At 69.8% G+C, this 26713-nt stretch carries 22 protein-coding genes and 1 tRNA gene; 5 read left to right on the top strand and 18 right to left on the bottom strand.

Annotated features, from left to right (window positions below):
* Positions 1-64 precede the first annotated feature (64 nt).
* On the top strand, positions 65-628 hold the full coding sequence (locus AC3ANN_RS02520; RefSeq protein WP_488339442.1) for a TetR/AcrR family transcriptional regulator: 564 nt from the start codon (positions 65-67) through the stop codon (positions 626-628).
* Positions 629-1135: 507 nt separating this feature from the next.
* Here the strand turns inward: AC3ANN_RS02520 and AC3ANN_RS02515 are convergent.
* The 3 genes from AC3ANN_RS02515 to AC3ANN_RS02505 all read right to left on the bottom strand — a co-directional run bounded on the left by AC3ANN_RS02515 (position 1136) and on the right by AC3ANN_RS02505 (position 2349).
* Positions 1136-1208: transfer RNA gene (locus AC3ANN_RS02515), tRNA-Arg, on the bottom strand.
* A gap of 39 nt (positions 1209-1247) precedes the next feature.
* On the bottom strand, positions 1248-1676 hold the full coding sequence (locus AC3ANN_RS02510) for an MmcQ/YjbR family DNA-binding protein (protein WP_488340893.1): 429 nt from the start codon (positions 1674-1676) through the stop codon (positions 1248-1250).
* Between the two features lie 37 nt (positions 1677-1713).
* Positions 1714-2349 carry an asparagine synthase gene (locus AC3ANN_RS02505; protein ID WP_488339441.1) on the bottom strand — a complete coding sequence of 212 codons (636 nt, stop codon included), beginning with the start codon at positions 2347-2349 and terminating at the stop codon, positions 1714-1716.
* A gap of 102 nt (positions 2350-2451) precedes the next feature.
* On the opposite strand from AC3ANN_RS02505, the gene AC3ANN_RS02500 reads away from it, so the two are divergent.
* From AC3ANN_RS02500 to AC3ANN_RS02485, 4 genes are all read left to right on the top strand, one after another.
* Positions 2452-3300: an SDR family NAD(P)-dependent oxidoreductase gene (locus tag AC3ANN_RS02500; protein WP_488339440.1), complete on the top strand. Its 849-nt coding sequence runs from the start codon at positions 2452-2454 to the stop codon at positions 3298-3300.
* A 127-nt stretch (positions 3301-3427) separates the two neighbouring features.
* Positions 3428-3628 carry a hypothetical protein gene (locus AC3ANN_RS02495; RefSeq protein ID WP_488339439.1) on the top strand — a complete coding sequence of 67 codons (201 nt, stop codon included), beginning with the start codon at positions 3428-3430 and terminating at the stop codon, positions 3626-3628.
* A 146-nt stretch (positions 3629-3774) separates the two neighbouring features.
* Entirely contained in the window at positions 3775-4197 is a 423-nt protein-coding gene (locus AC3ANN_RS02490; protein WP_488339438.1) for a DUF4383 domain-containing protein, read from the top strand.
* 16 nt (positions 4198-4213) lie between these two features.
* Positions 4214-4741 (top strand): hypothetical protein, encoded by a 528-nt coding sequence (locus tag AC3ANN_RS02485; RefSeq protein WP_488339437.1) that lies wholly within the window; start codon positions 4214-4216, stop codon positions 4739-4741.
* Positions 4742-4762: 21 nt separating this feature from the next.
* On the opposite strand, the gene AC3ANN_RS02480 is transcribed toward AC3ANN_RS02485, so the two are convergent.
* The 15 genes from AC3ANN_RS02480 to AC3ANN_RS02410 all read right to left on the bottom strand — a co-directional run bounded on the left by AC3ANN_RS02480 (position 4763) and on the right by AC3ANN_RS02410 (position 26603).
* On the bottom strand, positions 4763-5653 hold the full coding sequence (locus tag AC3ANN_RS02480) for an RNA polymerase sigma-70 factor (protein WP_488339436.1): 891 nt from the start codon (positions 5651-5653) through the stop codon (positions 4763-4765).
* 143 nt (positions 5654-5796) lie between these two features.
* Complete coding sequence (locus AC3ANN_RS02475) at positions 5797-6741, bottom strand: aldose 1-epimerase family protein (protein WP_488339435.1); 945 nt, start codon at positions 6739-6741, stop codon at positions 5797-5799.
* Positions 6742-6883: 142 nt separating this feature from the next.
* Positions 6884-9850: an immunoglobulin-like domain-containing protein gene (locus tag AC3ANN_RS02470; RefSeq protein ID WP_488339434.1), complete on the bottom strand. Its 2967-nt coding sequence runs from the start codon at positions 9848-9850 to the stop codon at positions 6884-6886.
* 31 nt (positions 9851-9881) lie between these two features.
* A complete protein-coding gene (gene araA / locus AC3ANN_RS02465; protein WP_488339433.1) occupies positions 9882-11393 on the bottom strand; it encodes an L-arabinose isomerase in 1512 nt (503 codons plus the stop codon).
* Positions 11394-11424: 31 nt separating this feature from the next.
* Entirely contained in the window at positions 11425-13032 is a 1608-nt protein-coding gene (locus AC3ANN_RS02460) for a xylulokinase (protein ID WP_488339432.1), read from the bottom strand.
* Positions 13029-13736: an L-ribulose-5-phosphate 4-epimerase gene (locus tag AC3ANN_RS02455; protein WP_488339431.1), complete on the bottom strand. Its 708-nt coding sequence runs from the start codon at positions 13734-13736 to the stop codon at positions 13029-13031. The genes AC3ANN_RS02460 and AC3ANN_RS02455 overlap by 4 nt, the downstream gene beginning before the upstream one ends.
* Positions 13733-14806: an ABC transporter permease gene (locus AC3ANN_RS02450; RefSeq protein ID WP_488339430.1), complete on the bottom strand. Its 1074-nt coding sequence runs from the start codon at positions 14804-14806 to the stop codon at positions 13733-13735. The genes AC3ANN_RS02455 and AC3ANN_RS02450 overlap by 4 nt, the downstream gene beginning before the upstream one ends.
* Positions 14803-15879 (bottom strand): ABC transporter permease, encoded by a 1077-nt coding sequence (locus tag AC3ANN_RS02445; RefSeq protein WP_488339429.1) that lies wholly within the window; start codon positions 15877-15879, stop codon positions 14803-14805. Before AC3ANN_RS02445 ends, AC3ANN_RS02450 begins: the two co-directional genes overlap by 4 nt.
* Complete coding sequence (locus tag AC3ANN_RS02440) at positions 15876-17483, bottom strand: sugar ABC transporter ATP-binding protein (protein ID WP_488339428.1); 1608 nt, start codon at positions 17481-17483, stop codon at positions 15876-15878. The genes AC3ANN_RS02445 and AC3ANN_RS02440 overlap by 4 nt, the downstream gene beginning before the upstream one ends.
* A 117-nt stretch (positions 17484-17600) precedes the next feature.
* On the bottom strand, positions 17601-18608 hold the full coding sequence (locus AC3ANN_RS02435) for a substrate-binding domain-containing protein (protein ID WP_488339427.1): 1008 nt from the start codon (positions 18606-18608) through the stop codon (positions 17601-17603).
* A gap of 249 nt (positions 18609-18857) precedes the next feature.
* Positions 18858-19829, bottom strand: a complete 972-nt coding sequence (locus tag AC3ANN_RS02430) for a LacI family DNA-binding transcriptional regulator (RefSeq protein WP_488339426.1) — start codon at positions 19827-19829, stop codon at positions 18858-18860.
* 54 nt (positions 19830-19883) lie between these two features.
* Positions 19884-20471, bottom strand: a complete 588-nt coding sequence (locus AC3ANN_RS02425; RefSeq protein WP_488339425.1) for a hypothetical protein — start codon at positions 20469-20471, stop codon at positions 19884-19886.
* Positions 20468-21538 carry a hypothetical protein gene (locus AC3ANN_RS02420; RefSeq protein ID WP_488339424.1) on the bottom strand — a complete coding sequence of 357 codons (1071 nt, stop codon included), beginning with the start codon at positions 21536-21538 and terminating at the stop codon, positions 20468-20470. Before AC3ANN_RS02420 ends, AC3ANN_RS02425 begins: the two co-directional genes overlap by 4 nt.
* A 78-nt stretch (positions 21539-21616) precedes the next feature.
* Complete coding sequence (locus AC3ANN_RS02415; protein WP_488339423.1) at positions 21617-22243, bottom strand: hypothetical protein; 627 nt, start codon at positions 22241-22243, stop codon at positions 21617-21619.
* A gap of 211 nt (positions 22244-22454) precedes the next feature.
* Complete coding sequence (locus AC3ANN_RS02410) at positions 22455-26603, bottom strand: beta-L-arabinofuranosidase domain-containing protein (protein WP_488339422.1); 4149 nt, start codon at positions 26601-26603, stop codon at positions 22455-22457.
* Positions 26604-26713 lie beyond the last annotated feature (110 nt).

Raw genomic sequence — 26713 nt, 5'->3', positions numbered from 1 at the left:
TGCGCAGAATGACGTGAGCGCGGGGCGCGCGCGTCGGGGACGCCCGGGCTACGAGCGCGCGCAGGTGCTCGACGTCGCGGTTCAGCTCTTCAACGAGAAGGGGTACGACGCGACATCCGTCGCCGATCTGGCGGAGCGTCTCGGATTGACCAAATCGGCGCTCTACCATCACTTCGAATCGAAGGAGCAGATCCTCGACCTTGCACTGGATGAGGCGCTGACCGGGCTGGAACGGGTGCTCGAGCATTCCCACGCCGTCTCGGAGTCACCGGCCGACCGCCTGGCGCTCGTCATCCGCGGGGGTGTCACCGTCCTGATCGAGAAACTTCCGTATGTCACGCTGCTGCTGCGGGTACGCGGAAACAGCCCTGTCGAGATGCGGGCGCTCGAACGACGAAGGATTTTCGACCACCGGGTGACCGAAGTGGTCAGGACAGCGCAGCAGGCGAATCTCCTCCGGGACGACATCGACGCCGCTGTCGCGACGCGACTGATCTTCGGAATGGTGAACTCCGTCGCGGAGTGGTACCGGCCCGAAGGCGAAGTGGGCATCGAGGCGATGGCCTCGATCGTGCTCGCGACAGCGATGGACGGACTGCGTTCACCCGAGGTGCCGGCGGCGACCTGAGCGACGCGATCGACGGCGGCTCGGTCTCGAGGGGCCGCACGAGTTCGCTCCCGTGACGCTGCCGCAGTGGTGGCCCGCCGTCGGGCTTCCCCTGCTCCCCCGGCTCGGCGCGAGTCGACTCCCATCTTCGGCCACTGGACCGGCAACGTGGGACCGCCATCGGACTCAGGCCGACGACGACGAGACCTCCGGCTGCCACAAGCACCCAGGCCGCGACCGTGCCGCCCGTGACGACGAGGGGCTCAGGGCCACTCGGTGTCTTCGTGATCGGGCCCGTGATCACGACGCCGGTCTCGGTGACGTTGCCCGAGTTGGGGCGCGTGAAGCCGAAGGTGACGATGTCGCCCTGATCCCATTTCTCGCCGTCGTGCGAACTGTCTTGAGCAGCGAGAGACCGGGGTCGGGCGGCAGCGGCAGCGGCAGGAGTCGTCGTCCGAGACGTCCTGCCCCAGAAATAGAAGAAGCCCCCGATCGGGGGCTTCTTCCGGTTACTGTCTCAACACAGTGCGCGCCCGAAGGGACTCGAACCCCTAACCTTCTGATCCGTAGTCAGATGCTCTATCCATTGAGCTACGGGCGCATGTTGCTCGCTCGCGCGCACAACGTCGTCCAGAATACCTCACGCCCGGCCCCGGCGCGAATCGGGACCGCTGCCTCCGGCAGCGGCGTCGAGTGCGCGCAGCTGGCGCTGCAGCGCGACCCGGCGGTACGACGTGTCGATGAGCTCGGCGAGCAGCTCCCAGTCCCCGGAGTCGGCCTCCACGCGCAACGCGAGCCAGCCGTAGGCGCCCTCGTACGGCGGCACGAACACGTCGTCGCGGTCGAGCAGCACGGGGCGCTCGAGGTCGTCGGGGATGAACAGGACAGCCCCCGCGTCGTCGTGCGCGGCGCCGACGATTGCGAACTGCCGCTTGCCGGCACGGAACGTGCACCGGCCGTGCGAGATCACCTCGGCAACCTCGGGATACGACGCGCAGAGCTCGCGCACCCGCACCGCGAGCGGATGCTCGGGTGGGAACAGCATCGCGTGCCCCGAGGCGGCGTCCATGTCCACGCCGCGAGCGTAGCCCGCACCGCCGACGCTGTCAGGAATCGAGCTCGCTCGCGTCGATGCCCGAGACGCGACGCGCCGGCGCCTCGTCGACCACGGCGGGCTCGGCATCCGTCGTCTCAGCGCCCTCGCCCGCACGGCGCCGGTGCGAGGCGAGGCGGGGCAGGTCGACGAGGCGGATCGACTGCATGCGGGCCGCGCGCATCCGCTCGTAGTCGGGATCGAGCTCGGGGCGCATGCCCTCGACCCGCAGACGGCGCTGCAGGTTCGCCTCGACGTCGCCCCACGCCGCGTCGCGCGACTGCTCCACGAGGGTGCGCACCACGTGGGGGTCGTCGGCCATGCGGCGCAGCTCCTTGGCGACGCCGATGTACTGCCGGTGGCGCTTGCGGAGGTTGCGCGTGTCGCGGTCGCGGTAATCGTGGGTGCCGTCGGGATCGCTGAACTTGCCCCACGCCTTCTTGCGCTGGCGCTTGGCGAGCTCGGCCGCCGCCTCCTGCTCCTCGGCGAGCGAGAGGAGCGTCTCGCGCGCGAACGGCCCGAACCCGGCGACGTCGAACGGCTCGTCGTTGGCGATCGTGTCGACGAGGATGCGGTTGCGGATCGTGAGGCGCGCGGCGGCGGACGCGATGGACACGCCTTCGGCGATCGCCTCCGCGGTCTTGCCCATCGCACCTCCCTCGAAAAGGCTAGCGTCCGCGGGGCTCTCCCGAGTCGGCGAGAATCGAACGGCGGCCGGCGCGAGGGCGCGCGGGGCGACGAGAGGCAGGACATGGCGAGGATGCAGCGGCTGGATGTCCGCGGAAAGACGACCGTCGTCACGGGCGCAGCGGCCGGCATGGGCGCCGAGGTCGCGAAGCAGCTCGCGGCCCGGGGCGCCCGCGTCGCGCTCGTGGACCGCAACGCGGAGGGCCTCGCGGCCGTCGCTGCGGTGCTCGACGGTTCGGGCCACACGACGCACGTCGTCGACCTCACGGAAGACGACGCCGTGGCCGCCGTCGCCGCCGAGCTCGAGGCATCCCACCCCCACCTCCAGGCCCTCATCACGTGCGCCGGATCGTCCATGCTCGGAAGCATCGACCAGCTCACCCTGGAAGAGATGCGCTGGCTGATGGACGTCAACCTGTGGGGGACCGTCAGCATCACCCAGGCGCTCCTGCCGGCACTGCGGCGAGCGCCCGCCGCGCACATCACCCACCTCGTGTCGATCTACGGTCTCGCCGCGCCGGCGGGCCGCATCCCGTACGCGATGAGCAAGTTCGCGGTGCGCGGGTTCACCGAGTCGCTGCGCCACGAGCTGGAGCGCTCGACGGTGACCGTCGGCGCGATCTATCCCGCCGGCGTCAAGACGGGCATCATCCTGCACGGCCGCTACGCCGCTGCGATCGATCCCGCCATCGCGCAGCGGGCAGCCGCTGCACAGGCGGCGATGTACCACACGGAACCGACGGATGCCGCGGCCCGGATCGTCGACGCGACGGTCCGGCGCCGTCCCCGCACCATGATCGGGCGCGAGTCGCGGCTCGTCGATGTGCTCGTGCGCCTGGCGCCGACGCGCTACTGGGCGGCGATGCGACGCCCGCTGCGCGACGCGATCGACACGACGACGCCCGTCCGCTGACGCGGGCGTGCTCGCCGAGCCGGGCCGATGGCGCCTAGCAAGCGGATCCGCCCGGCGCAAGCCCCGTGTCGCGAGACAGCGTGTTCCGTAGCGTCACCCTCACGCCCCTCACGAGAGGAGAGACCGCATGGGATTCATGGACGACGCCAAGGAGACAGCCAAGGCCATGGGCGAGAAGGTCAAGGACACGTGGGAAGACACCACCGACCGCATCGGCGACAAGGTCGACGAGATGAAGGCCGAGTCCGAGGTCAAGAAGGCCGAGGCCGAGCGCGACTCGGTGAAGGCGCGCAACGACCTCAAGGAAGACCTGCGGGACGAGACATGAGCCCGCATCTCATGGCGTGACCACCGCCGTGAGCGCGAAGGGCTCCGATACGTCGGGGCCCTTCGCGCTCGGGGCGTATCGCAGAAGACGTGTCCGAATCGACACATGCACGCGGCATCCGCCGCACACAGAACAGGAGAACTCTTATGAGCTCGTCACCCAACCGCCTCGTCGCAGTCATCTTCGGCGCGGTCTACCTCCTCGTCGGCCTACTCGGATTCCTCGCCAGCGCCGGCGTGGACTTCGCCGCGACCGACGGCGGCCTGCTGCTGGGCATCTTCGAGGTGAACCCGCTGCACAACATCGTGCATCTGCTGATCGGCGCGGCGCTGCTGATCGGAGGGCTGAGGTCGGTCAGGGCCGCGAAGATGGTCAACATCGTGGTAGGCGCCGTGTACCTGCTGGTCGGCATTGTCGGGTTCTTCATCGAAGGATCGGCGCTCAACATCCTCGCGCTGAACACCGCCGACCACTTCCTGCATCTGGTCAGCGCCCTCGTGCTGCTCGGTGTCGGACTGGGCGCGGAGCGCGGCGAGCGCGCGACGACGCGCGACACGCGCACCGTCTGAGCATCTGCGGGATGTCGTGACCCCCGCCCCTGCGCTCGCCGCCACCGCCACCCCGGTCGGTGCGGTCGCTGCGTGGGGCGCGGGGCTCCTGCAGATCGCGCTCGGCGCCGGGATGCTGAACAGCGACGGGGTCGCCCGGGGGGCCGGCCTCGCGCTCGTCGCCTTCGGCGCCGGCGCCCTTGCCTGGGGCGTCTCGTCACTCGCACGCGGACGACCCGTCGTGCCGCGGCTGGGCGTCGGTGGGGCGCTCGCCGGGATGGGGGCGGCAGCAGTGACGCTGGCGATCGACCCGGCCCGGATCAGCGCGGTGGCGGTGGCCGCGGCATCGGCTCTCCTCGTCGTCGCTGCACTGGCGTGCGCCATGCGCCTGCGCGCGCGGGAGACGACGACGGATGAGGCGCCCCTCCGCCTCACGGCGCTGTTCGCCGCAGCGGTGGTCGTCGCGGCGATCGCGTCGCCCGCGCTCGCCGCGACCGAGGTCGCGCGGCATTCACCGCACCACGGCACCCACGGCGTCACCGAGCCGCGACACCACGAGCCGTGATGCGCCGGCGACGCACCGGGCTCAGCGGCTGAGGAACGTCTCGGCGTCGAGGTGGTCGAGCTTCTCGGGGTTCGCGATCGAGTAGATGCGGCTCACCTTGCCGTCCTCGACCGTGACGGTCACGGCGCCGGCGATCTCGCCGTCGACCTCCACGCGCAGTCCGGGCTGCCCGTTCACGAGCATGGGCGACAGCGTCATGCGGCCGGCGTACTTCGCCACCCCGTGCATCAGGTACCTCGCGAGCTTCTCCGCGCCCACGACCGGCCGGCGCGCCGCTCCGCGCACGCGACCGCCGCCGTCGGCGACCGAGACGACATCGGGTGCGAGCACGTCCATCAGCGCCTGCAGGTCGCCCGTGTTGACGGCTTGCGCCAGCTTCGCGACCACTTCCGCATGCTCCGACCGCGCCACCTGCACGCGTGGGCGCCGGGCGGCGACGTGGTCGCGCGCGCGGTGCGCGATCTGCCGCACCGAGGCTGGCGACTTGTCGACGGCTTCGGCGATCTCGTCGTACGGCACGTCGAAGACCTCCCGCAGCACGAACACCGCGCGCTCGGTGGGCGCCAGCGTCTCGAGCACGGTGAGCATCGCGATCGACACGCTCTCGGCGAGCTCGACATCCTCGGCGACGTCGGGACTCGTGAGGAGCGGCTCAGGGAGCCACTCCCCCACATAGTCCTCGCGACGGCGAGACACCGAGCGGAGGTGGTTGAGCGCCTGCCGCGTGACGATGCGCACGAGGTACGCACGCTCGTCGCGCACCGTGTCGCGGTCGACGTCGGCCCAGCGCAGCCATGACTCCTGCAGCACGTCTTCGGCGTCGGCCGCCGACCCCAGCATCTCGTAAGCGACCGTGAACAGCAGGCCGCGGTGCTCGACGAAGGGGTCGACGGCGCTCGCGGGAGTGCTCATGCCGCCGAGCCTACGACGGTCGGGGTGTCGGTCTCTGCCCCCGGAGCGCGGGGTGCTTCCGGTCACGTCTCCTCCAAGATGGTTCCTTGAACATGGAGACACCGGCCGGACCGGCGGTGTGACACCCGCCGGCGAAACGGGTCTCAGGCGATCGCGGCGATGCGCCAGGAGGCCGTGGCGGATGCCTCGGGCTCGATCACGATGAGACCCGCGTCGTACGCATAGCGGGAGGCGTTGAACGCGTCGGGGGCGCACGTCATCGGCTCGACCGCGAGGCCCAGCCGGCTCTGCGCGGGCTCGGGCTTGTCGGCGGTGTGAACCTGCACCCAGGGGCAGGCGGAGTCCCACGACATCGCGACGCCCGTGCCCCCGGCATCCGTCAGCCGCACCGTGGCGAAGCCATCGGCGTCGCGCGCGATCCCGCTGTAGGCGTGGTCGATCTCGGCCGTGCCGATGCGACGCGCGGCGCGGAAGTCGAACCGCTCGGGGTCGTCGGCATCGACCGCGACGAGCTCGGTCGGGATCAGGCGGTCGGGCGTCACGGCGAGCACCTGCTCCGCCGGGAGTTCGAGCGTCCAGTCGTCCACGCGGCCCTCGCCCGCGACGAGGTACGGGTGCGGGCCGGTACCCCAGGGAGCCGGCTCGGTGCTCTCGTTGCGGGCGGTCACCGACTGGGTGAGCCCGTCGGGGCCGAGCTCGAAGCGCGTGGTGACGATGATCCGCCACGGGTACGCCGTCTGCGGCTGGACGACCGCCGCGAGCGTGACGTGGTCGGGCCCCTTGTCGACGGCCTCGAAGTCGAGCCAGGTCGCGAGGCCGTGCAGCGCGTGCGAGCGCGCAGGTTCGGTGAGCGCCAGCTCGAACTCGCGCCCGCCGAACGAGTACTTCCCATCGACGATGCGGTTCGGCCACGGAGCCAGCGTCGCCCCGCGGTGCGCCGGGCGCACCTCGTCGGCGTCGAACGGCACGACGAGGTCGCGGCCGCGGTGCGTGAGCGAGCGGAGCGTCGCTCCGACGCTCGCGATGACGGCCTCGTAGTCTCCGGCGCGGAGCGCGTGCTGGGTTCCGGATGCGGGGGTGCGAGCCATGTCGGGGAGTCCTCTGGAGATCGGGTGAAGTACGCCGCAGATCAGGCTACCGGGATCGCTCCCAGAGGTCCGTGCGGCAGAAGGCGGCGAGCGCGGCGCGGTTCCGTGACCGGAACCCGCGCCGCGCGACGCTGCCGAAGGCCTATTGGCAGGTGGCGGCCGCGACCGTCACCGTTGAGGCGTGGGTGCGGCCGTCCGCTGCCGTGGCGGTGATCGTCACGGTGTCGGCGGCGATCGTCGCGGTGCGAGTGGCGAAGCTGACCGAGGCGGTCTTGCCCGCTGCGACCGGCACCGTCTTGCTGCCGTAGCGGCCTGCGACCGTCACGGAGGCGGTCACATCGTCGGCGTTCGAGACGCTCACGACCTCGACGATCTTGCCCGCGACGCAGCGCGTCGCAGCCGTCGCCGTGAGTTCGAGACCGAGCGACACCGCCTCGGAGGCCGACGCGCCCACGAGCCCGTCGCGGTAGCCGTCGTAGCGGGCCGTGACCGACGAGACGCCCTCGGGCACCTCGACCGTCGCGGAGCGGTCCTCGAGGTCGACCGTGGCGCTCCACTCGCCGCCCGAGAACGTGACCGTGCCGACGACCTCGCCCTCGTCGGCGGCGGTCACCCGTGCTGTCGCGGTGCGCCCGTCGACGGTGAGCTCCGCGACGGAGTCCACGGCCTCGACCGCGGTCCAGCCGTGCATCGCGTCGAGCACGGACTGCGTCACGCTCACGAAGGCGCCGTGCCGCGGGCTGGCGGGCAGGCCTCCCGCCGGTCGCACCGTCCACTCGGCGCGCTTCGAGAGCCGGTCGCCCTGGTGGCTCGAGGCGATCGCCTCGCCGGTCGTCAGGAACGCGCGATAGCCGCCGGCGCCGTAGTTGTCGACGAGGAACACGTAGCCGTCGCCACTGTTGCTCGGGTCGCCCTCGTTGAGCTTGACGATCTCGGGGCCCTCACCGGCCTGACCTGTCTCGAGGCCGGTCATGCGGGTGTCGGTGAGCTGCCATGTCGTCTCGGGATCGGCGGTCCAGCTCGACTGGGTGGTCGGCGCGGTGAGCACCTTCGACCGCTCCAGGAAGATGTCCTTGCCCGCCTCGAGCACGCCGGCTGCGCCGCTCTCCTCGTTCTTGGTGAACCGGTAGTAGTAGTCGCCGATCTTCGTGACGGTCGAGTCGATGCGGGCGTACCCGGTGTCCTGCCAGGTCGCCGGCGGGTACGTGAATGTCGTGAAGTCGCGTGTCAGCACGGCGAACATGCGCGCGTAGAGCTTGTCGGTGTTGGTGTGCGTGGCGTCGGAGTAAAGGCGCGACGCGAAGAACACCACGTACGACTGCAGCTCGTCGTCCCAGTACGCCTCGGGCGCCCACGTCATGCCCGCGGCCGGCTGGTTCACCGTGATGCCGGTGTTCTCGCCGTTGGTCCGCGTCCAGTTCACGAGGTCGGTCGACTCCCACACCTCGATCTTGAGACTGCCGTTGGACTGCGCGGGGCCCCATCCGGTGCCGCACCCGATGCACAGGTCGGTGGCGACCATGTAGTACTTGTCGCCGTCCTTGGAGCGCAGGATGTAGGGATCGCGGAGGCCCTTGGTGTCGGTGGTCGACGTGATGACGGCGTTGCCGCCGTTGACGGGCGAGAACGTGAAGAAGTCGTTGCCCGACGTCGCGGCCTGGTAGATCTTCTCGTCGCTGTCGGACTTGAAGTACGCCGCCGCGTAGCCCGCGTCGGGCGCCCAGCGGCCCTTCTCGGCGACGGTCACCGCGAACGTGCGCTGCTCGGTCGTGCCGTTGAGCGTGGCCGTCGCCGTGAGCGTCACGTCGCGGTCGCCCTCGCCGTACGCCGGGCGCGAGACGATTCCGCCGCCGCGGAAGGGATCGGCCGAACCGGCGGCCGGCGCCGTGTACGAGGCATCCGTCGGCGTGACCAGCGCCGGGTCGGACGACGTCCACGTGATCGCGGCGCCGTTGACCGCGCCGGTCGTCGCGAGCGGCAGGTTCTCGGTGGTGCGCGCCGCGAGCGAGATCGCGTCGAGGTCGGCCGAGACCGTCGGCGCGAGCACGGTGACCTCGTACGTCAGGGTCGAGCCGAGCGACGTGGTCGCGGTGAGCGTCGCGGTGGCGTTCTCGGTGATGGCGCGGGTGACGACGCCGGTGGTCGACACGACGTCCGGGGCCGACGAGGCCCACGTGAGGCTGACGCCGTTGACGGATGCCGGGAGCGTGAGGTTGCTCGACACGCTGTCGAGCGAGGGGTTGGCTGCCAGCATGACGGCGAGCACGTCGCCGCGCAGCAGCGCCGCGGTGGCGGCGGTCTTCTCGGCGGCGGTCGGCATGCTGGCGGTGACCTCCTCGGCGGTGAGAGCGACGTCCCACACCTTCACGTCGGCGACGTCGGCGCGCAGGAGCGGATCGCCCTGATACAGCGACCGGCCGAGATAGCCCAGCACGCTGCCGCTCGGGATGATCGAGCTGAGCGAGCGCGTGTGGGTGAGAGTCGAGATCACGGCACCGTCGCGGTACAGCGTCAGCGTATTGCCCGAGCCGACCATCGTGAGCGTCGTGAAGCCCGGGTTGAGGCCGCCGCCCGCGGGCATGCGCGACTCGCCGTTGTCGGTGCCCGACTTCACCCGGATCGCGGCGAGCACCTGGTTGGTGTACCCGCCCTGCGCCGACCGCGGACTCAGGAAGATGTGGTTGCCGAGCTGGGTGGTGTTCCACGGCCCGACGCCGTCGCCGATGACCCAGCCGAAGTGGTTCGCCGCGGTCTGCGTCGACACCGTGTACTCGACCGTGAAGTCGTTGTCGGCGCCGGTCACGAGCCCCTGCGGCAGCGATGCGTAGCCGTCGGCCCGGAAGCGCAGCACGTCATCGCCGGCCGCGTCGGCGAACGACCCGTCGGTGAGCCCCGAGAGCGTCGCGTGCCGCCCGTTGCCCGAGACGTCCAGCAGCGAGGCGCCCGCGTGCGACATGTCGTAGTGCGCCGTCGGCGCCGGGACGTCGGCCGCGTTCGCCGCGAAGGGCGCCGTGACGCCCAGCAGCGACACGGCGACGGATGCCGCGACACCGGCGGCGATGCCGCGTCGGCGCGCTGCGCGTGAGAGGGAGGGCAGTTGCGTTCTCATCGGTGAGAGCTCCTCGGGTGGGGTCGCGCGCTCAGAGGCCCTGAGCGAGTCGGTAGTACGCCTGGTTCCACCGCAGCTCGCGCTGGAATCCGCGCACCGTGGTGTCGTCGTCGATCACGACGAGCTCGGTGCCGGCGATCTCGGCGAAGTCGCGGAACACCTCGACGCCGACCGCGGTCGACATGACGGTGTGGTGCGCGGCGCCTGCCGCCAGCCAGCACGCGGCCGACGTGGCGAAGTCGGGCTGCGGCTTCCACACCGCGCGGCCGACGGGGAGCTTGGGCAGGTCGGGGGCGTCGACGTTCTCGACGACGTTGGCGACCAGCCGGAACCGGTCGCGCATGTCGCTCATCGCGACCACGACCGCGGGGCCGGGATCGGCGGTGAACACCAGGCGCACCGGGTCCTCCTTGCCGCCGATGCCGAGCGGGTGGATCTCGAGACGCGGCTTCGCCGAGGTCAGCGACGGCGAGACCTCGAGCATGTGCGCGCCGAGGATCTTCTCGTCGCCGGCCACCAGGTCGTAGGTGTAGTCCTCCATGAGGCTCGCACCACCCGGGAGGCCCGAGCCCATGACGTTCGCCACGCGCACCAGGATCGCGGTCTTCCAGTCGCCCTCGGCGCCGAACCCGTACCCCTCGGCCATGAGCCGCTGCACCGCGAGCCCGGGCAGCTGCTTCAGGCCGCCGAGGTCTTCGAACGAGGTCGTGAAGGCGCCGAATCCGCCCTCCTCGAGGAAGGACCGCAGCCCGAGCTCGATCGCCGCGCCGTCGCGCAGCGACTGGTGCCGCTCCCCGCCCGGCAGCAGCTCGGCAGCGACGTCGTACGCGGCCACGTACTCGTCGACCAGGGCGTCGATGTCGGCGTCGGTCGCGGCATCCACCGCCTCCACCAGCTCGTTCACGCCCCACGTGTTCACCTGCACGCCGAAGCGCAGCTCGGCCTCGGTCTTGTCGCCCTCGGTGACCGCGACGTAGCGCATGTTGTCGCCGAAGCGGGCGAGCTTGAGGGTGCGGGCCGCCGTCCAGCCGGCGGCGGCGCGCTGCCAGTCCTCGACCTGCTGCCGCACGGCCGGGTTCGACACGTGGCCGACGACGGTCTTGCGTGCGACGCCGAGACGCGTCTGGATGTAGCCGAACTCGCGGTCGCCGTGCGCCGCCTGGTTCAGGTTCATGAAGTCGAAGTCGATGTCGGCCCACGGCAGCTCGACGTTCGCCTGCGTGTGCAGGTGCAGCAGCGGCTTCTGCAGCGCATCGAGTCCCGAGATCCACATCTTCGCCGGGCTGAACGTGTGCATCCACGCGATCACGCCGATCACGTCGTCACGCGCGTTCACGTCGAGGGCGAGGCGACGGATCGAATCGCTGTCCTTGAGGACCGGCTTCCACACCACCTTCACGGGAAGCCCCGACAGGCCCTCGACGACGGCCTGCGACTGCTCCGCGACCTGGCGCAGCGTCTCCTCTCCGTAGAGGCTCTGGCTGCCGGTGACGAACCACACCTCATACGAGTCGAGGGAGGTGGCAAGGGGCTGACGGGTCATGCGGGGAGTCCTTCTTCGGTTTGGTGGAGAGTCAGAGGGCCGTGACGGCGGATGCCTCGACCGCGAGGCCGGCACGGTAGCGAGCGAGGTACGCGGCGAAGCCGGGCACGTCCTCGGGGTCGGGCTCGACGATGTCGAAGTCCGCGCCGCCGAACACGCGCTCGCGCAGATACGCGTCGAGATCGAGGTCGCCCGCCGCGCGGAGGTAGGCCGCGAGCACCGCGATGCCCCACGCGCCGCCTTCCGAGGCGGTCTCGCCGACGGCGACCGGTGCGCCGATCGCCCCCGCGAGGAAGCGCTGCGCGACCCCTTCGGTGCGGAAGATCCCGCCGTGGGCGAACATGCGGTCGAGCGCGACGCCCTCCGCATCGAGCACGCGCATGCCGAGGGCGAGCGTGCCGAACACGCCGTACAGCTGCGCCCGCATGAAGTTGGCGAGGGTGAAGCGGCTGTCGGGCGTGCGCACGAACAGCGGCCGGCCCTCGGTGAGGCCCGCGATGGGCTCGCCGGCCAGGTGGTTGTAGGCCAGCAGGCCGCCGGCATCCGGGTCCCCGTCCAGCGCCTCGCGGAACAGGGCCTCGAAGACCTCGTCGGCGCCGAGCTCTCCGCCGGCCACGCCGGCGAACCGCTCGAACAGGCCGACCCACGCCGCCAGCTCGCTCGCGCCGTTGTTGCAGTGCACCATCGCCACCGGGTCGCCCGCAGGCGTGGTCACGAGGTCCAGCTCGTGGTGCACGCGCTGCAGCGGACGCTCGAGCACGACCATCGCGAAGATGCTCGTGCCGGCGCTCACGTTCCCGGTGCGCGGGGCAACTGAGCACGTCGCGACCATGCCCGTGCCGGCGTCGCCCTCGGGCGGGCAGAAGATGGCACCCGGCTGCAGCGCGCCGCTCGGGTCGAGCAGCGCGGCGCCCTCGGCGGTGAGCTCGCCGGCGCTCTGTCCCGCCACCAGCACCTCGGGCAGCAGCTCCGATACCTGCAGGCCGTACGCCCGCTCCGCCACGAGCCGGTCGAACTTCCCGATCATCGCGGCGTCGTAGTCGCGTGTCGCCGCATCGATCGGGAACATGCCCGACGCGTCGCCGATGCCGAGCACCTTGCGGCCGGTGAGCATGAAGTGGACGTAGCCGGCCAGCGTCGTGAAGAAGCGGACGTCGGCGACGTGCGGCTCCTCGTCGAGCACCGCCTGGTAGAGGTGCGCGATCGACCACCGCAGCGGGATGTTGACGCCGAACAGCTCCGACAGCACAGCCGACGCGCGGTCGGTGTTGGTGTTGCGCCACGTGCGGAACGGGGTGAGCAGCTCGCCGTCCTCGCCGAAGGCGAGGTAGCCGTGCATCATCGCCGAGACGCCGATCGCGCCCAGCCTCTCGAGCCCGACCTCGTAGCGGCGGCGCACGTCGGACACGAGGTCGGCGTACGCCGCCTGAAGGCCCGTCCACACGTCCTCGAGCGAATACGTCCAGAGGCGCCCGACGAACTGGTTCTCCCACGCGTGACTGCCGACGGCGAGCACGGTCGACGGGTCGTCGGCGAGCACGAGGCACGCCTTGATCCGGGTCGAGCCCAGCTCGATCCCGAGCACGGCGCGACCCTCCCGGATCGCGGCGGCGGCATCGCTCTGCAGCATCACGGTCATCGTCGCGCGTCCCCGCTCTGCCCGTACACGTTCTGATACCGGTCGTACAGGCGGTCGATCGCGTCCTGCGGGATCGGGATGAGCGGACCCGCCTCACGCGCGAGGTGCACGGTGCGGGCGACGTCCTCGACCATGACCGCGGCCTTGACCGCGTCCTTCGCCGAGACGCCGATCGTGAACGGGCCGTGGTTCTGCATCAGCACCGCGCGCGAGCGGTGGCCGCGGAGCGTCTCGACGATGCCGCGCCCGATCGAGTCGTCGCCGATGATCGCGAACGGGCCGATCGGGATCGGTCCGCCGAACTCGTCGGCCATCGCCGTGATGACGCACGGGATCTCCTCGCCGCGCGCCGCCCACGCGACCGCGTAGGTCGAGTGCGTGTGGACGACTCCCCCGACGTCGGGCATGTTCCGGTACACGTACGCGTGGGCCGCGGTGTCGCTCGAGGGCGACCGCTCGCTCCCCGGCGTGCCCGGGATGACGTTGCCGTCCAGGTCGCACAGGATCATGTTCTCGGGCGCGAGGTCGTCGTACGAGACGCCCGACGGCTTGATGACGAACAGGTCGGCGCCGGGCACACGGCCCGACACGTTGCCGCCGGTCCAGACGACCAGTCCGTACCGGACCAGCTCGCCGTGCAGCTTCGCGACGTCCGCGCGGACGGCGTCGACGGATGCCTGGATCTCAGGTGTGAGCGCGGTCACGAGTTCGCCCTCCGTCGCGTCAGAACACGTTGCAGCAGCACGAAGACGAGCAGCACGGCGCCGGTGATGATCGTGAGGTACTCGGGGTTGATCGTCCCGTCCTTCGTGATGATGAGCCGCAGCGCCGCGATCACGAACACGCCGACGACCGAGCCCAGCACATAGCCGTAGCCGCCGGTGAGCAGCGTCCCGCCGATGACGACGGCCGCGATCGCGTCGAGCTCCCAGCCGATGCCGGTGACGTTCTGCGCCTTGCCGCCGACCTCGGCGGTGTACACGATCGCCGCCAGGCCCGACAGCGCGCCCGAGATGATGTAGATCCCGATCCGCGTCCGCGCGACCGGCAGACCCATGAGCCCCGCCGAGGACTCGCTGCCACCGATCGCGTAGACCGTGCGGCCGCTGCGGCTGCGGTGCATGAAGAACATGCCGCCGAGCACGACGAGCACGGCGATGAGCAGGCCCGGCGTGACGGTGAGGTCGTTGACCTTCGGGCCGTCGAGGATCTTCCAGTCCGTGGCGAGCAGGTGGATCGGGGAATCCTCGGGCGCCTGCACGGGCGTGGTCGAGAGCATGGACGCCAGCCCCCGCGCGAGGAACATCATCGCGAGCGTCGCGATGAAGGGCTGCACGTTGAAGTACTGGATCATGACGCCCGCGATCACGCCGAAGACGGCGCCGAACAGGATCATCAGCAGCATCGATGCCCAGCCGTCGATGCCGATGTCCATGAGCATCACGCCTGCGACCGAGCTGAACGCGACGACGGCGCCGACCGACAGGTCGATACCGCCCGACACGATCACGATCGTCATGCCGACGGCCAGGATGATCGTGGGCGCGAAGCTGATGAGGAGGTTCGACATCGTGCCCGCGTGGAACACGCGGCCGTACGCGACCTCGGCGTAGATGAGCATGCCGAACAGCAGCACGAGCGCCGCGAGCGTCGGAATGAGCGTCTGATTGCGCTCCCACAGCCGCGCCAGGCGAGCGGCGCCGGCGGTGTTCCTGCTCTCGGGCAGGTCGGGGACGGGGGGAACCGCGTCGGCGAGCGTAGACGACGAGCTCATGCGACGGCCTCCTTCGAGACGGGTGCGGCCTGCTCGGCGCCGGGTGCGGTGGGCGCGCCAGGCGACTTCGCGCGACCCAGGGCCCACGAGCGCACGCGCTCGGACTGCAGCAGGACGAGGACGATGATGACGAGGGCCTTGAACGCCGGCGTGGCCGCGGCGGGGATGCCGAGGAACAGCACGGTCTTGTTCAGGGTCGCGATGAGGAGCGCGCCGACCGTGGACCCCACGATCGAGAACTTTCCGCCGGCGAGCGAGGTGCCGCCGATGACCACGGCGAGGATCGCGTCGAGCTCCATCAGGTTGCCCGTGCCGCCGACGCTCACCGTCATCACTTCCGAGACGCTGAACAGGCCGCCGACTGCAGCGAGTGCGGCCGAGAGGATGTAGACGCCGATCAGGATGGGACGAGGGCGGATGCCGGCCAGCCGGCTCGCGTGAGGGTTGATGCCGATCGACTCGATCATGAGTCCCAGCGCCGTGCGGCGCATCGCCAGGGCGATGAGGACGACGATGGCGATCGCGAGCACGAAGCTCGTCGGGATGCCGAAGATCTGCCCGTTCGCGAGGAGCCGGAACGGCTCGTTGGTGGCGTCGGTGTTCTGTCCGCTCGTGATGACGCGGGCGATGCCGCGTGCGGCGAGCATCATGATCAGCGTCGTGATGAATGGCTGGAGCCCGACGACGGCGACGAGAAAGCCGTTGATGGCGCCGAGGACGATCGCGAGGACGAGCGCGAGGCCGATCGCCGTGAACATCGCCCCGACCGGCGAAGAAGCCTCCAGCCCCGAGAGGGTCTGCATGGCGACGGCACCGCCGACAGCCATCATCGAGCCGACGGAGAGGTCGATTCCTCCCGTGGCGATGACGAAGGTCATGCCCAGCGCGATCATGATGATCGGCGCCGAGACGCGCAGGATGTCGAGCACGTTGCCCGTGAGCATCCCGGTCGTGGGATTGACGCTGATCGCGAGGTAGGCCGGGTTCTTGATCGAGTTGATCACCAGCAGCACCGCGATGCCGACGATCGCCCAGAACCAGGGCGTTCGCAGCGCGGTCTTGACGCGGTTCATGACGCGCTCCCTTCGTGGTTGGCGGCGGTTTCTCCCGCGGCGACCTCTTCGGCGAGCGCCTCCGCGGTCTTCTCCGCCTCATCGCCCGACTCGGTGGCGATGACCGAGACGATGCTCTCGGCGGTGACTTCGGGTCCGTTGACGACCTCGCCCACCTTCTGGTGGTCCTTGAGGATGACGACGCGCTCGGAGAGCCGAACGACCTCCTCCAGCTCGGAGGAGATGAAGACGACGCTCATCCCGCCTTCGGCGAGCTCGGCGACGGTCTCCTGGATGTCGGCCTTGGCGCCGACGTCGATGCCGCGGGTCGGCTCGTCGAGGAGGAGCAGGTCGGGGTCGGTGGCCAGCCACCGGCCGAGCAGCACCTTCTGCTGGTTGCCGCCCGAGAGGAGGCGAATGGGACGGTCGGGGTCGTTCGGGCGGACGCTGAAGCGCTCCATGTACGTCTTCACCAGCTGGTCGACCTCGCGAGCGGGCACCCGGCGGAACCAGCCTCGGCGGGCCTGCACGGCGAGCATGATGTTCTCGCGCACGCTCAGATCGCCGACGATGCCATCGTCGCGACGGCTCTCGGTCGAGTAGGCGATGCCGTTCGCGAGGCCGGCGACGGGAGAGTTCAGCGAGACCTTCTTGCCGCGGATCCGCGTGGTTCCGGTGTCGGCCTTGTCGGCGCCGGCGATGAGCCTCGCGAGTTCGGTGCGGCCGGCACCCAGGAGCCCCGCGAAGCCGACGACCTCGCCGGCGTGGATCTCGAGATCGGTGGGCTCGATTGCACCCTTGCGGCCGAGGTCCTCCGCGGCGAAGAGCGGGGTGACGCTGCGATCGCGCTGCTGGGTCTGCCGGTTGGAGCCGAGGGCACGGAGCGCCTCGAAGTCCTTGCCGATCATCTTCGAGATGAGCTGCGTGCGGTCGAGATCGCGCTTGAGGTACTCGCCGACGAACTTGCCGTTGCGCAGGACCGTGATGCGGTCGCTGATCGCGTAGACCTGGTCGAGGAAGTGCGAGACGAAGAGGATCGCGACGCCCTGGTCGCGAAGCCGGCGAATGACGCCGAAGAGCACCTCGACCTCGTTCGCGTCGAGGCTCGAGGTGGGCTCGTCGAGGATGAGCACCTTCGAATTCGTGACCATGGCGCGGCTGATCGCGACGAGCTGCTGCATCGCGATCGAGATCGACGACAGCGGGGCGCGGGGGTCGAGGTCGCCGAGGCCCATCCGGGCGAGGGCTTCCGTGGCGCGAGCGTAGGTCTTGCGCCAGCTGATGCCCGTCCAGTCGTGCACTTCGTGCCCGAGCATCACGTTCTCACCGATGGTGAGGTTCGTGCACAGATTGACCTCTTGGTAGACGGTGGAGATCCCCGCGGCCTGCGCGGACGCCGTGCCGTTGAAGTGCCGCACCTTTCCGGCGACGACGATCTCACCGGAGTCGATCTGGTAGACGCCGGTCAGCGCCTTGATGAGGGTGGACTTTCCGGCGCCGTTCTCGCCCATGAGGGTGTGGACCTCGCCGGGAAGCAGCCGGAATCTGACGTCGTCGAGCGCCTTCACTCCCGGGAAGGTGATGGACGCGTTTCGGACCTCGACGATCGCGATCGGTTCAATCATGGCTGCTGGATTCTTTCGTCACTGCGTGGCTCGTACGGGGTGGACACGAGCACGAGCGGGGGCCGCCGGAACGGCAACCCCCGCTCGCATCACTTCTCGTCCGATCGACGGGTCGGGTCAGAAGCCCTTGCCCTCTTCGATCGCGGCCTGGGCGGCCTCGGGCGAGTTGAAGGTCTCACCCTCGACGATGATGGTCTTCTCGACGTCCTCACCCGCGAGGGCGTCGTTGACCGCCTGGACGGCGAGGTCGCCGAAGAAGGGGTTGTACTGAGCGACGAAGCTCAGCTCACCCGCGGCGAGCGCCTCGAGGGCCGGCGTGGTGCCGTCGATCGTGGCGATCTTGACGTCGGTGCCCGGGACCAGACCCGCAGCGGTCACGGCAGCGGCCGCGCCGATGCCCATCTCGTCGTTCTGGGCGAAGATGAACTGGAGGTCGGGGTTCTCCTTCAGCACGGTCTCGATGACCGACTTGCCCTCATCGGCGGTCCAGTTGGCGGTCTGCGCGCCGATCTTGTTCCAGCCGTCCTTGCCCTCGATCGCCGCCTCGAAGCCCTCGTTGCGCTCGTTGACGACCGAGAGGCCGGGGACACCCTCGAGCGTGTAGTAGTTCGCGCCCTCAGGGAACGTCTCGACGGCCCACTCGCCCACGGTGCCGGCGACGTTCACGTTGTCGGGGGCGATGCGGGTGACGTAGAGGTCCTCGCTGGCGTCGACACCGCGGTCGAGCAGGATGACGGGGATCTCGGCCTCCTGAGCCAGCTCGAGCGAGTCCTCCCAGCCGGAAGCCTCGGTCGCGGTGAGGAGGATCACGTCGACCTCGTCGTTCACGAACGTCGCGAACGCGTCGAGCTGCGACTTCTGGTCGGTCGGGCTCGCTGCGGGGGCGTACTTCAGGTCGAAGCCGGCCTCCTCGCTGAACGCGTCCTTGATCGCCTGCTCGTTGGCGTCGCGCCAGCCGCCCTCGGGGCCGACGGCCACGAAGCCGACCGTGGTCAGCTCGTCGCCCGAGCCCCCGTCGCCAGAGTCGCCGCCTGCGTCGCCGCCGGCGCAGCCGGACAGGCCGAGCGCGAGGGCTCCCGCACCGACGAAGCCGATCAGGCCGAGCATCCGCTTCTTGTTTGCCATCTCTTCTCCTCCTTGAGACTCCCCGACCATTCCCGGTCGGAGAGAAGTCCCTGTGCCCCAGGCGGGACACTCTCGGGTGTGCTCGTCCATTGTGCGCGCTAACATCCTTGCGCGCAACTTCCATTTTCAGATTCGTTACGTCACCGTTACCGCGAACATTACACGGCTCCGTGAGCGGCAACATCGGATGCCGCGGAGCGCAGCGGATCGTGGCCCCTGGCCTGAACGGCCGGGCCTGTTGACAGCTGCTCAGGAGCGGGGCGCGGCGGTGGAGCGCCGCACGACGAGGCGGGGCTCGATGATGTCGTGCTCCGTGACGTCCTCGCCCTCGATCGCCGCGATGATGATCTGCAGTGCGAGCGCGCCGAGGGCGGCGAAGTCCTGCCGGACGGTGGTCAGCGGCGGCAGGAAGTGGCGGGCGTCGGGCAGGTCGTCGAAGCCGACGACACTGATGTCGTCGGGCACGCGCAGGCCTCGCTCGGCCAGCCCGTGGACGACGCCGAGCGCCATCTGGTCGTTCGCGGCGAACACCGCCGTGACGTCGGAGAAGTCGTGCGTCTTGCCGAAGGTGTAGCCGTAGTCCGATGTCCAGTCCCCCACCACCGGCGGCGCGATCGACAGGCCGGCGTCGGCGAGCGCGTCGCGCCAGCCCTGTTCGCGCGCTCGCGCGTCGTACCAGTCCAGCGGACCCGACAGGTGCGCGATCGAGCGGTGGCCGAGCTCGATGAGGTGCATCACGGCGGCCATGGCGCCGGCGCGCTGGTCGACGGCGGCCGTGTGCATCTCGGCATCCGGCTCCGCCTTGATGACGAGGGTCGGAAGGCCCGTGCTCTGCTGGCGCAGCAGGTCGAGCGACGACGCGCGAGGTGCGATGACGCACAGCGCGTCGACGCCCTGCGTCACGAGCTCGACCACGCCGGTGTCGATCTGCGACTCCTCGTCGTCCGAGATCGAGAACGCGCTGATCGCATACCCGGCGTCGCGCGCGGCGCTCTCGATGGCGCGCAGCGTGCTGTTGGGCCCCCACTGCACGGGGCTGTCGACGAGCACGCCGATGCGCATCGCGCGCCGCGTGGCCAAGGCGCGAGCGATCGAGCTGCGCGTGTAGTTCATCTCGTCGATGGCGCGCAGCACCCGCTCGCGCGTCGATTCGCGGATGTTCGGGTGCCCGTTCAGCACCCGCGAGACGGTCATGTGCGAGACGCCGGCCTGCTTGGCCACGTCATAGATGCTGGGACGCTGCCAGCCTCGTGTCGCCTGATCTGACACGGCCGATCACCTCGCTCTCTCGCTGTGCACATCGTAGAGGGCGGGCTCGCCCGAGAACGACGACGCCACGGCGGGACCCAGAAGCAGCCAGTACGGACCGGCCAGCGCCGAACCGACCGCGACAGCCCCGTGGACGAAGGTGTCGCTGGGCGCAGTTCCCGCGGCGGCCCTCGATGCCGAGGCGTCGGACTTGCCGGGCTTGTCCGGCTTTCCGGGCTTATCCGGCTTTCCGGGCTTATCCGGTTTACCGGGCCTGTCCGGCTTACCGGGCTTGTCCGGCTTGCCGGGGTGGTTGTCGGGATTGCCCGGGTGGCACGGATCGGTCGGCGGGCCGGGCTGGCCGGCGTGGCCGGGCTTGTCCGGCTTACCCGGCTTGTCCGGCTTACCGGGCTTGTCCGGCTTTCCGGGCTTGTCCGGCTTGCCCGGGGGCCACGTGCAGTCGAGGGGGGCGATCTCGACCGAGATCGCCACGTCGGAGTCGGGGTCGGGATCGGGCTCGACGGCGGCGGCGGGAAGCCCGGGGGCGAAGAGCGTGGTGCCGGCCAGGGCGAGGGCGGTGACGAGAGCCGCGAAGGACGTGCGCGGACGCGTCATGGCGCGTCCACCTTCTCGGCCTCGCGGCGACCGGCCTCCCGCGCCTCCGCCACGAGCGCCTCGACCCGGCGGCGCGAGCGTGCGCGCCCGCGCAGCACGGCCCAGATCACGAGCGCGATGCCCGCCAGGATGATGAGCTGCGGCCACGGCACCGCCCACACCGGAACGCTCGCCACGACAGGGGCGAGCGTCGAACTCTCGCCGTCCATCGTCACGACGGTCGGCGCGAGGGTGACGGTGGCCGGCACGACGAACAGGGGCCACACGTCCTCGACGACGGCGGTCAGCGTGCGCGTGTCACCGGGGAGGAGTTCTTGACGGATGCCGTCCTCGGCCGGGAAGACGACGTTCTGTCCGCCGGCCTCGACGACGCCCTCGGCGATCAGCCGGGTGTTGCCCTCATTGACGACGTCGAAGGTCACCGTGACCTCGCCGGGCCGGAACGGGTTCCACGACAGCGCATACGACGCGGTGAGATCGGTCACGGCGGCCGCCGGCGCGATCTCGCCGGTCACGCGGGTGAGCACACGGAAGCCGACGCGACTCTCGACGCCGACGCTCGTGCCGCCTTCGCCGGTCTGCACCGACAGCACCGACGCCGTGATCCCGGCCGCGTGGTCACCAGGCTCGGCGGTGTCGGGCACGGCGATCTCGAACGGCACCACGACTGTCGCGCCTGGGCCGACGGTGACCTCGTCGGGGATCGAGATCCACGTGCCGGAGTCCACCGACTCCTGGTCGGCGGGCAGGATGTCGAAGCGGCCGGTTCGGGTGTAGAAGCCGTCCGCCGCGGTCAGCTGGAAGGTCACCTCGTCGTCGCTGACATTGCGCACGGCGAAGTGGTCCGACACCGTCTCGCCCGGGTCGACGTCGACCTCGACGGCGGTGCGGCCGTCAGGTCCACTCTCGTCGGCCGGCGTGACCGACCAGCGGACGGTCGGCTGATCTCCGGCGCCCTCGGTGTCGTCGGCGAACGCCGGAGCGCTCGCCGACGCGAGCGTCGTCACGAGCGCTGCCGCGAGCAGCAGCCGGCTGATCGCAGAGGTGCGGTTCGGCAGTTGGGGCAAGTGCGGGTCCAGACGTCAGGGTCGGGGCCGTGCGTGCGCGGCCCCGACCCGATTCAACACGATTCCGTCGCTGGCGCGTCAGTACGCGTCCTCCCACAGGGTCAGCGTCAGCGTGGCCGAGTAGCTGCCCGGCGCGACGTCGGACGGCGTCTTCAGGAACAGGTCCGCGTTCGCCGACCAGGAGCCCGTCGGGCGTGCGTCGCCGGAGTCGAGGCTCAGTGCGAGGAGTTCCTCGCCGGTGAGGCCGACGCCGTTGGCACCGCCGTCGATCACGGTGTCGACCACCGGACCCTCGGCGACCTCGCCCTCGGGGGCCTCGGTGAGCAGGCGCGGCGCCCACCCGAGGTGGTCCGCGGTGATGGTGTCGCCGGCGGTCGTCGAGAACGACGACGACTGGCCGGTCACGTACCAGAAGACGCCTTCGGGCACGGTCTCGCGGTCGTCGGTGACGGTGACGGTCGGGAGCGCGCCGTTGAACTGGCGCACGCCCTCGGCCGGCGCCTCTCCCTCGGTCAGCGTCGTCGAGTCGCTCGCGACCGACATGGTCAGCGCGCCGACAGGCTCCTCGGGAGTGATCTCGACGTTGACGGCGACATCCTCGCCCTCACCGATCTCCTCCGCGATCGCGGCACCCGCGACGCCGATCAGCATCACGCTTCCGACGACGCCGACCGCCGTGCGGACCAGCAGGCCCTTCTTGTTCATGCGTTCCTCTCCAATCCCCGGCCGGCAGCAGCGCCGTCCGAATTCGCGAGCGACCGGACCGTCCGGCCTTCGGGTCTCGCACGCTTCCCAGCCCCAGCCGAAAGGGGAATCTGCTCGAGCATCTTGCACCTTCGCATACGGATCCGACTGCGGATCGACGGGCTCTCCCGCTTGATGTTACCGAGAACTGTTAGCGGAAACAAGGTTGATTTCACTGACACGAGGCGGCGGCGAACGCGACCGTCGAGACCGCCTCGATCTGCTGACCGCCGACGACAGCGGTCGCCGTCACCGACGCTTCTCCCGCCTCGATCTGAGCGAGACGTGTCGCAAACGCGCTCGATGTGGTCGCACCCGCAGCCAGGGCGCCGACCTGCTTGGAGCCGTAAGGCGTCGCGATCGACAGCGCGACCTGGTGCTCCGACGCGTTGTGCGTCTTCACCACGAGGGTCGCCTTCCCCGCCACGCACCGCGTGGTCGCCGTCGCGGTCACCTCGAGCGCGGGCTCCGGCGCCGCGCGCACGACCTCGATGCGATACGTCGCGCTCGTGGTGTGGTCCTGGGCCGTCGTGCGGAGCGTCAGCACCGTCGGCTCGCTCCCCTCGTCGAGCGCCACCGTTCGGGGCAGCGTGTCGTCGATGAGCACCTCGCCGACGTGCACGAGCCCGCTCGGGACGGCGGGATCGGCGTCGAACGTCACCGTCGTCGCGTCGGCGGCGACAGTGGCCGTGTACTCGTACACCCCGGGGGTCAGCTGCGGCTCGAGCTCGGCATCCGCGAATTCGAGCTTCGAGAGCTCCGCCTCGGTGTCGAATGTCGTCTTCGACGCGATGTAGACGCCGTAGACGCCTCCGACGTAGCTGGTGCCGTTGCTCTGGAAGCGCACCGTCACGACCGGGATCTTCTGCCCGTCCTCGTCGAGCACGTACTCCCCCGCCTGGTTGCGCTTGTAGCTGTCGCGCGCCTCGATTCCGGCGATGACGGATGCCGGGATCTCGTCGTACTGGATGTACCAGGTGTTCGACCCCGCCGCATTCGTGATCCGCTCGTGCTTGAGGAGCACGTCGTTGACGTAGACGTCGAATGTGCGGCCGTTGTCGCCGCCGAAGTAGCGCACCCCGAGGAGGTTCTTCGGCAGCGACGGGTCGACGATCATGTCGTACTGGAAGAACGCGTCCGCCGCGGTCTGGGCGTCGCGGTACGGCTCGCCGAGCCAGACGCCGACGGCGGACTTGTTGAACTTGTGGTTCTTGTCGGCCTCGCTGTTGTTGTTGTCGAACGACGTCAGCGAGTCGATCGTGGTCTCCTCGATGCGCTGCTGCTGCTTGCGCTTGAGGATGAGCTCCTGCGCCTGCGGCGAGTCCGGCTCGATGAGGTCCATGTAGATCGCGTAGCGCGCGCCGTACAGCGAGTACCAGGGCTCGAAGGTCAGCGCGTTCGTTGCGGCATCCGCATTCTGGAATCTGAAGCGCATCGTCTCGATGCCGTTCGCGTTCGGTCCGTCCTCGATCCGCACCAGGTTCTCGGCGATGTTCGACTTGAACCCCTCGGCGTCGGCCGTGACGATGTCGTTGCTCACCGTCTTGTCGGCGACGCTCATGCGCACCAGCACGCCGGCGACGTAGGTCGCGTCGACGTTCTCGCGGTTGAGCTCGGTTGCCAGCAGCACAGGACCGTAGGCGAAGGCCACCCAGTTCGGGTTCTCGGTGTCGTCGATCACCCGCACCTCGGCCGGCAGCACGTAGGTGAGCTCGTCGCCCGCGGCGACCTCGACGACGACGTAGCCGTCTTCGGTCAGGGCCGCCACGTCCTGCGCGACGCCGTTCACCTCGAGGGTCGGCGTGCCGGCGACCCATCCGGGCACGCGCAGCCGCAGCGTCGTGCCGCCGGCGAGCGACTGCCCGTCGATGGCCTCGACCGTGTAGGTGACCGTCTCATCGGCGGGGACGTCGGCCGTCTGGGTCAGCCGCAGGTTGTGCGCCTCGTCGGTGTAGACCGACGAACGGAACATGTTCACGTAGACCGAGTCGCCCTTGCGGAAGTAGATCGAGTCGCCGAGCTTCGTGAAGCTCTCGGTCGCGGTGCCGTGGTCGCACCAGAACTCGTCGTAGGGACGGCCGAAGACCTTCGCGTACCCGGCCTGCATCGGCTGGAAGTACGTCATCATGCCGGTCTCGGGGTTCTGCTGCGCGACGATCGCGTTGATGTACGCGTGCTCGTAGAAGTCGGCGTACTTCACATCGGGCGCGACCTGGAACAGCGCCTTGGTCAGCTTGAGCATGTTGTACTCGTTGCAGATCTCGGACGTGGAGTTCTCGCCGTAGCCCGAGGTGGTGCCGTTGGTCGCGTGCTCATGCAGCTCGTCGGGCCCGTGGAAGTGCTCCGACTGACTGTTGCCGCCGTTGGCGTAGGTGTGATCGTCGACGACGATCTGCCAGAAGTTCTCGGCAGCCGCGCGGTACATCCCGAGGTTCGCCTTCTCTGCCGCCGTCAGCGTGGCGTACAGGTGCGGGTTGTCGGTGAACACCGTGTAGCGCTTGAGCGCACCGACGAGCTTGGGGATCGTCGTGTTCGCGTGCTTGCCGTCGAGCACGTCCTGCCCCGCCGCGAGCGCCTGGAAGAGCGTGGTCTCGTCGAAGTACTCGGCCGCGCGCTTGTGCGCCGGGTTCTCGGTGATCGAGTACAGCTCGTAGAGCGCCTCGTTCATGCCGCCGTACTCGGTGCCCAGGATCGTCGCGGGGTTCGCCTGACGTCCCGCCCAGTCCCGCACCCACGTGCCGAAGCCGCCGGCCACCGAGAGCGCCTTGGCCGAGACATCCGCCGGTGCGTACTCGTGGGCATCGAGCAGGCCGGCGAGCACCTTGTGGAGGTTGTAGAACGGCACGAGCAGTCCGCCGCCGCCGCTGGGCAGCACGGTGGTCGCGAACGGCGAGACGTACCCGGCGTTGGCGGGGTCCTTGGCCGCATACGCGGTCTGGGCCTGCTTGAGCCCGTCGACGGCGGTCGTGAGCTTCGCGAGTAGCGCCGCCTTCGTGGCCGGCTCCGTCGTCGTCGCGTACGCCTGCGACAGCGCCGACATGTAGTGCCCGAAGAAGTGACCTTGGAAGCGGGTGCCGCTCGTGCGCTCCCATCCGCCGTAGGGCGTCGCCGTCGAGGTGAGCCCGGCGTTCGTGTAGAACGCGTGCAGGAAGCGCTCGGGCTCGAGGCTGAGGAGGTACTCGATCATCTTCTGGTTGCCGTTGACCAGGTAGGGGTCTTCGAGCAGCACCTGGTCGAGCTCGGTCGCCTCGAGATAGATGGAGGTGGATGCCCCTTCCTGCGGCACCTCCACCTCGAACGTCTTCGTCACCGGGTCGCTCCCGCCGTACACAGCCGTGGCCGTGAGCGTGACAGTCGCGGCAGCCCCCGACGGCCGGGTCACCGTCGCCGCGCCACCATCGAGCGAGATGACGTCGGGGTCGGACGACGTCCACGAGATCGTCGCGCCGTTCGCGGCATCCGTCGGCACTCCGAAGTCGGCGGTCACCGTCGTCGGCACCGACACGGCGTCGAGTGCGTTCTGCGCCACGGTCTTCGGGTCGAACGACGGGTCGTTCGACTGCGTCAGCGAGACCACGTCCGCGATCGTGGCGACGCCGTTGTAGAGCGTGTAGTCGTCGAGCAGGCCGTTGGCGTGGGCACCGTTGTACTGCGGACCGTTGTAGCCGAGCGTCTTCACGGTCGTGCTCTCTCCGACGATCGCGCCCGTCGCCGTGCCGGTGGCCGGGTACTTCACCGTCGAGATCTGGCGCACGCCGTTGCGGTAGAAGTGCACGTCCTTCGTGGCCTGGTCGTAGGTCACGACGACGTGGGTCCACTGCCCGGCGGGGAAGAACCCGGCGCGAGCGGTGTCGACGGCGACCTTGTACGGCTGGCCCGAGGCCGGGCCCACCGACAGCACGAGCGGCGAGCCGTCGCTCTCGCTCGTGAGGTACCACCCCGGAGAGTTGTAGGCGAGCTTGCTCCAGGCGAAGACCTGCTCGCCCGTCATGGTCGCGTGGGGCTTGAACCAGAACGACACCGTGAGGTCGGCGGGCTGCAGGTAGGCGGCGGTGCCGAGTCGGAGGGCGTTGGATCCGTTGAGGTCGAAGGCCTGCCCGTCTATGCCCGTGCCGTACGCGGCGGAGCCCTTCTGCATCGTGACCGTTGCGGCATGGGGCCCGGCATCGGTCAGATCGCCGTCGAAACGCAGGTCGAGCACCTTGGCGGACTCGATCGAGAGAGGGGCGGCGGATGCTGCCGCCGGCGTGGCGACCGCGAGGCCGGTGGCAGCCACAGCGGCCACGGTCGCGAGCGCGAGTGCTCTGCGGAGATTCTTCATGGCGTCAGGGCTCCTTCGTCCTGCTCCCGGCCGCGCTCATGCTGTTAGCGCTATCAGGTCGCGACCATTGTTAGCGCGAACCGGGAAGTCGTGTCAAGGCTTCGTTATCG

It is taken from the genome of Microbacterium sp. STRO-2N, from assembly GCF_057747775.1.
Note: the sequence above shows the minus strand (reverse complement) of the source record. Positions and strands in the feature narration are given on the sequence as shown.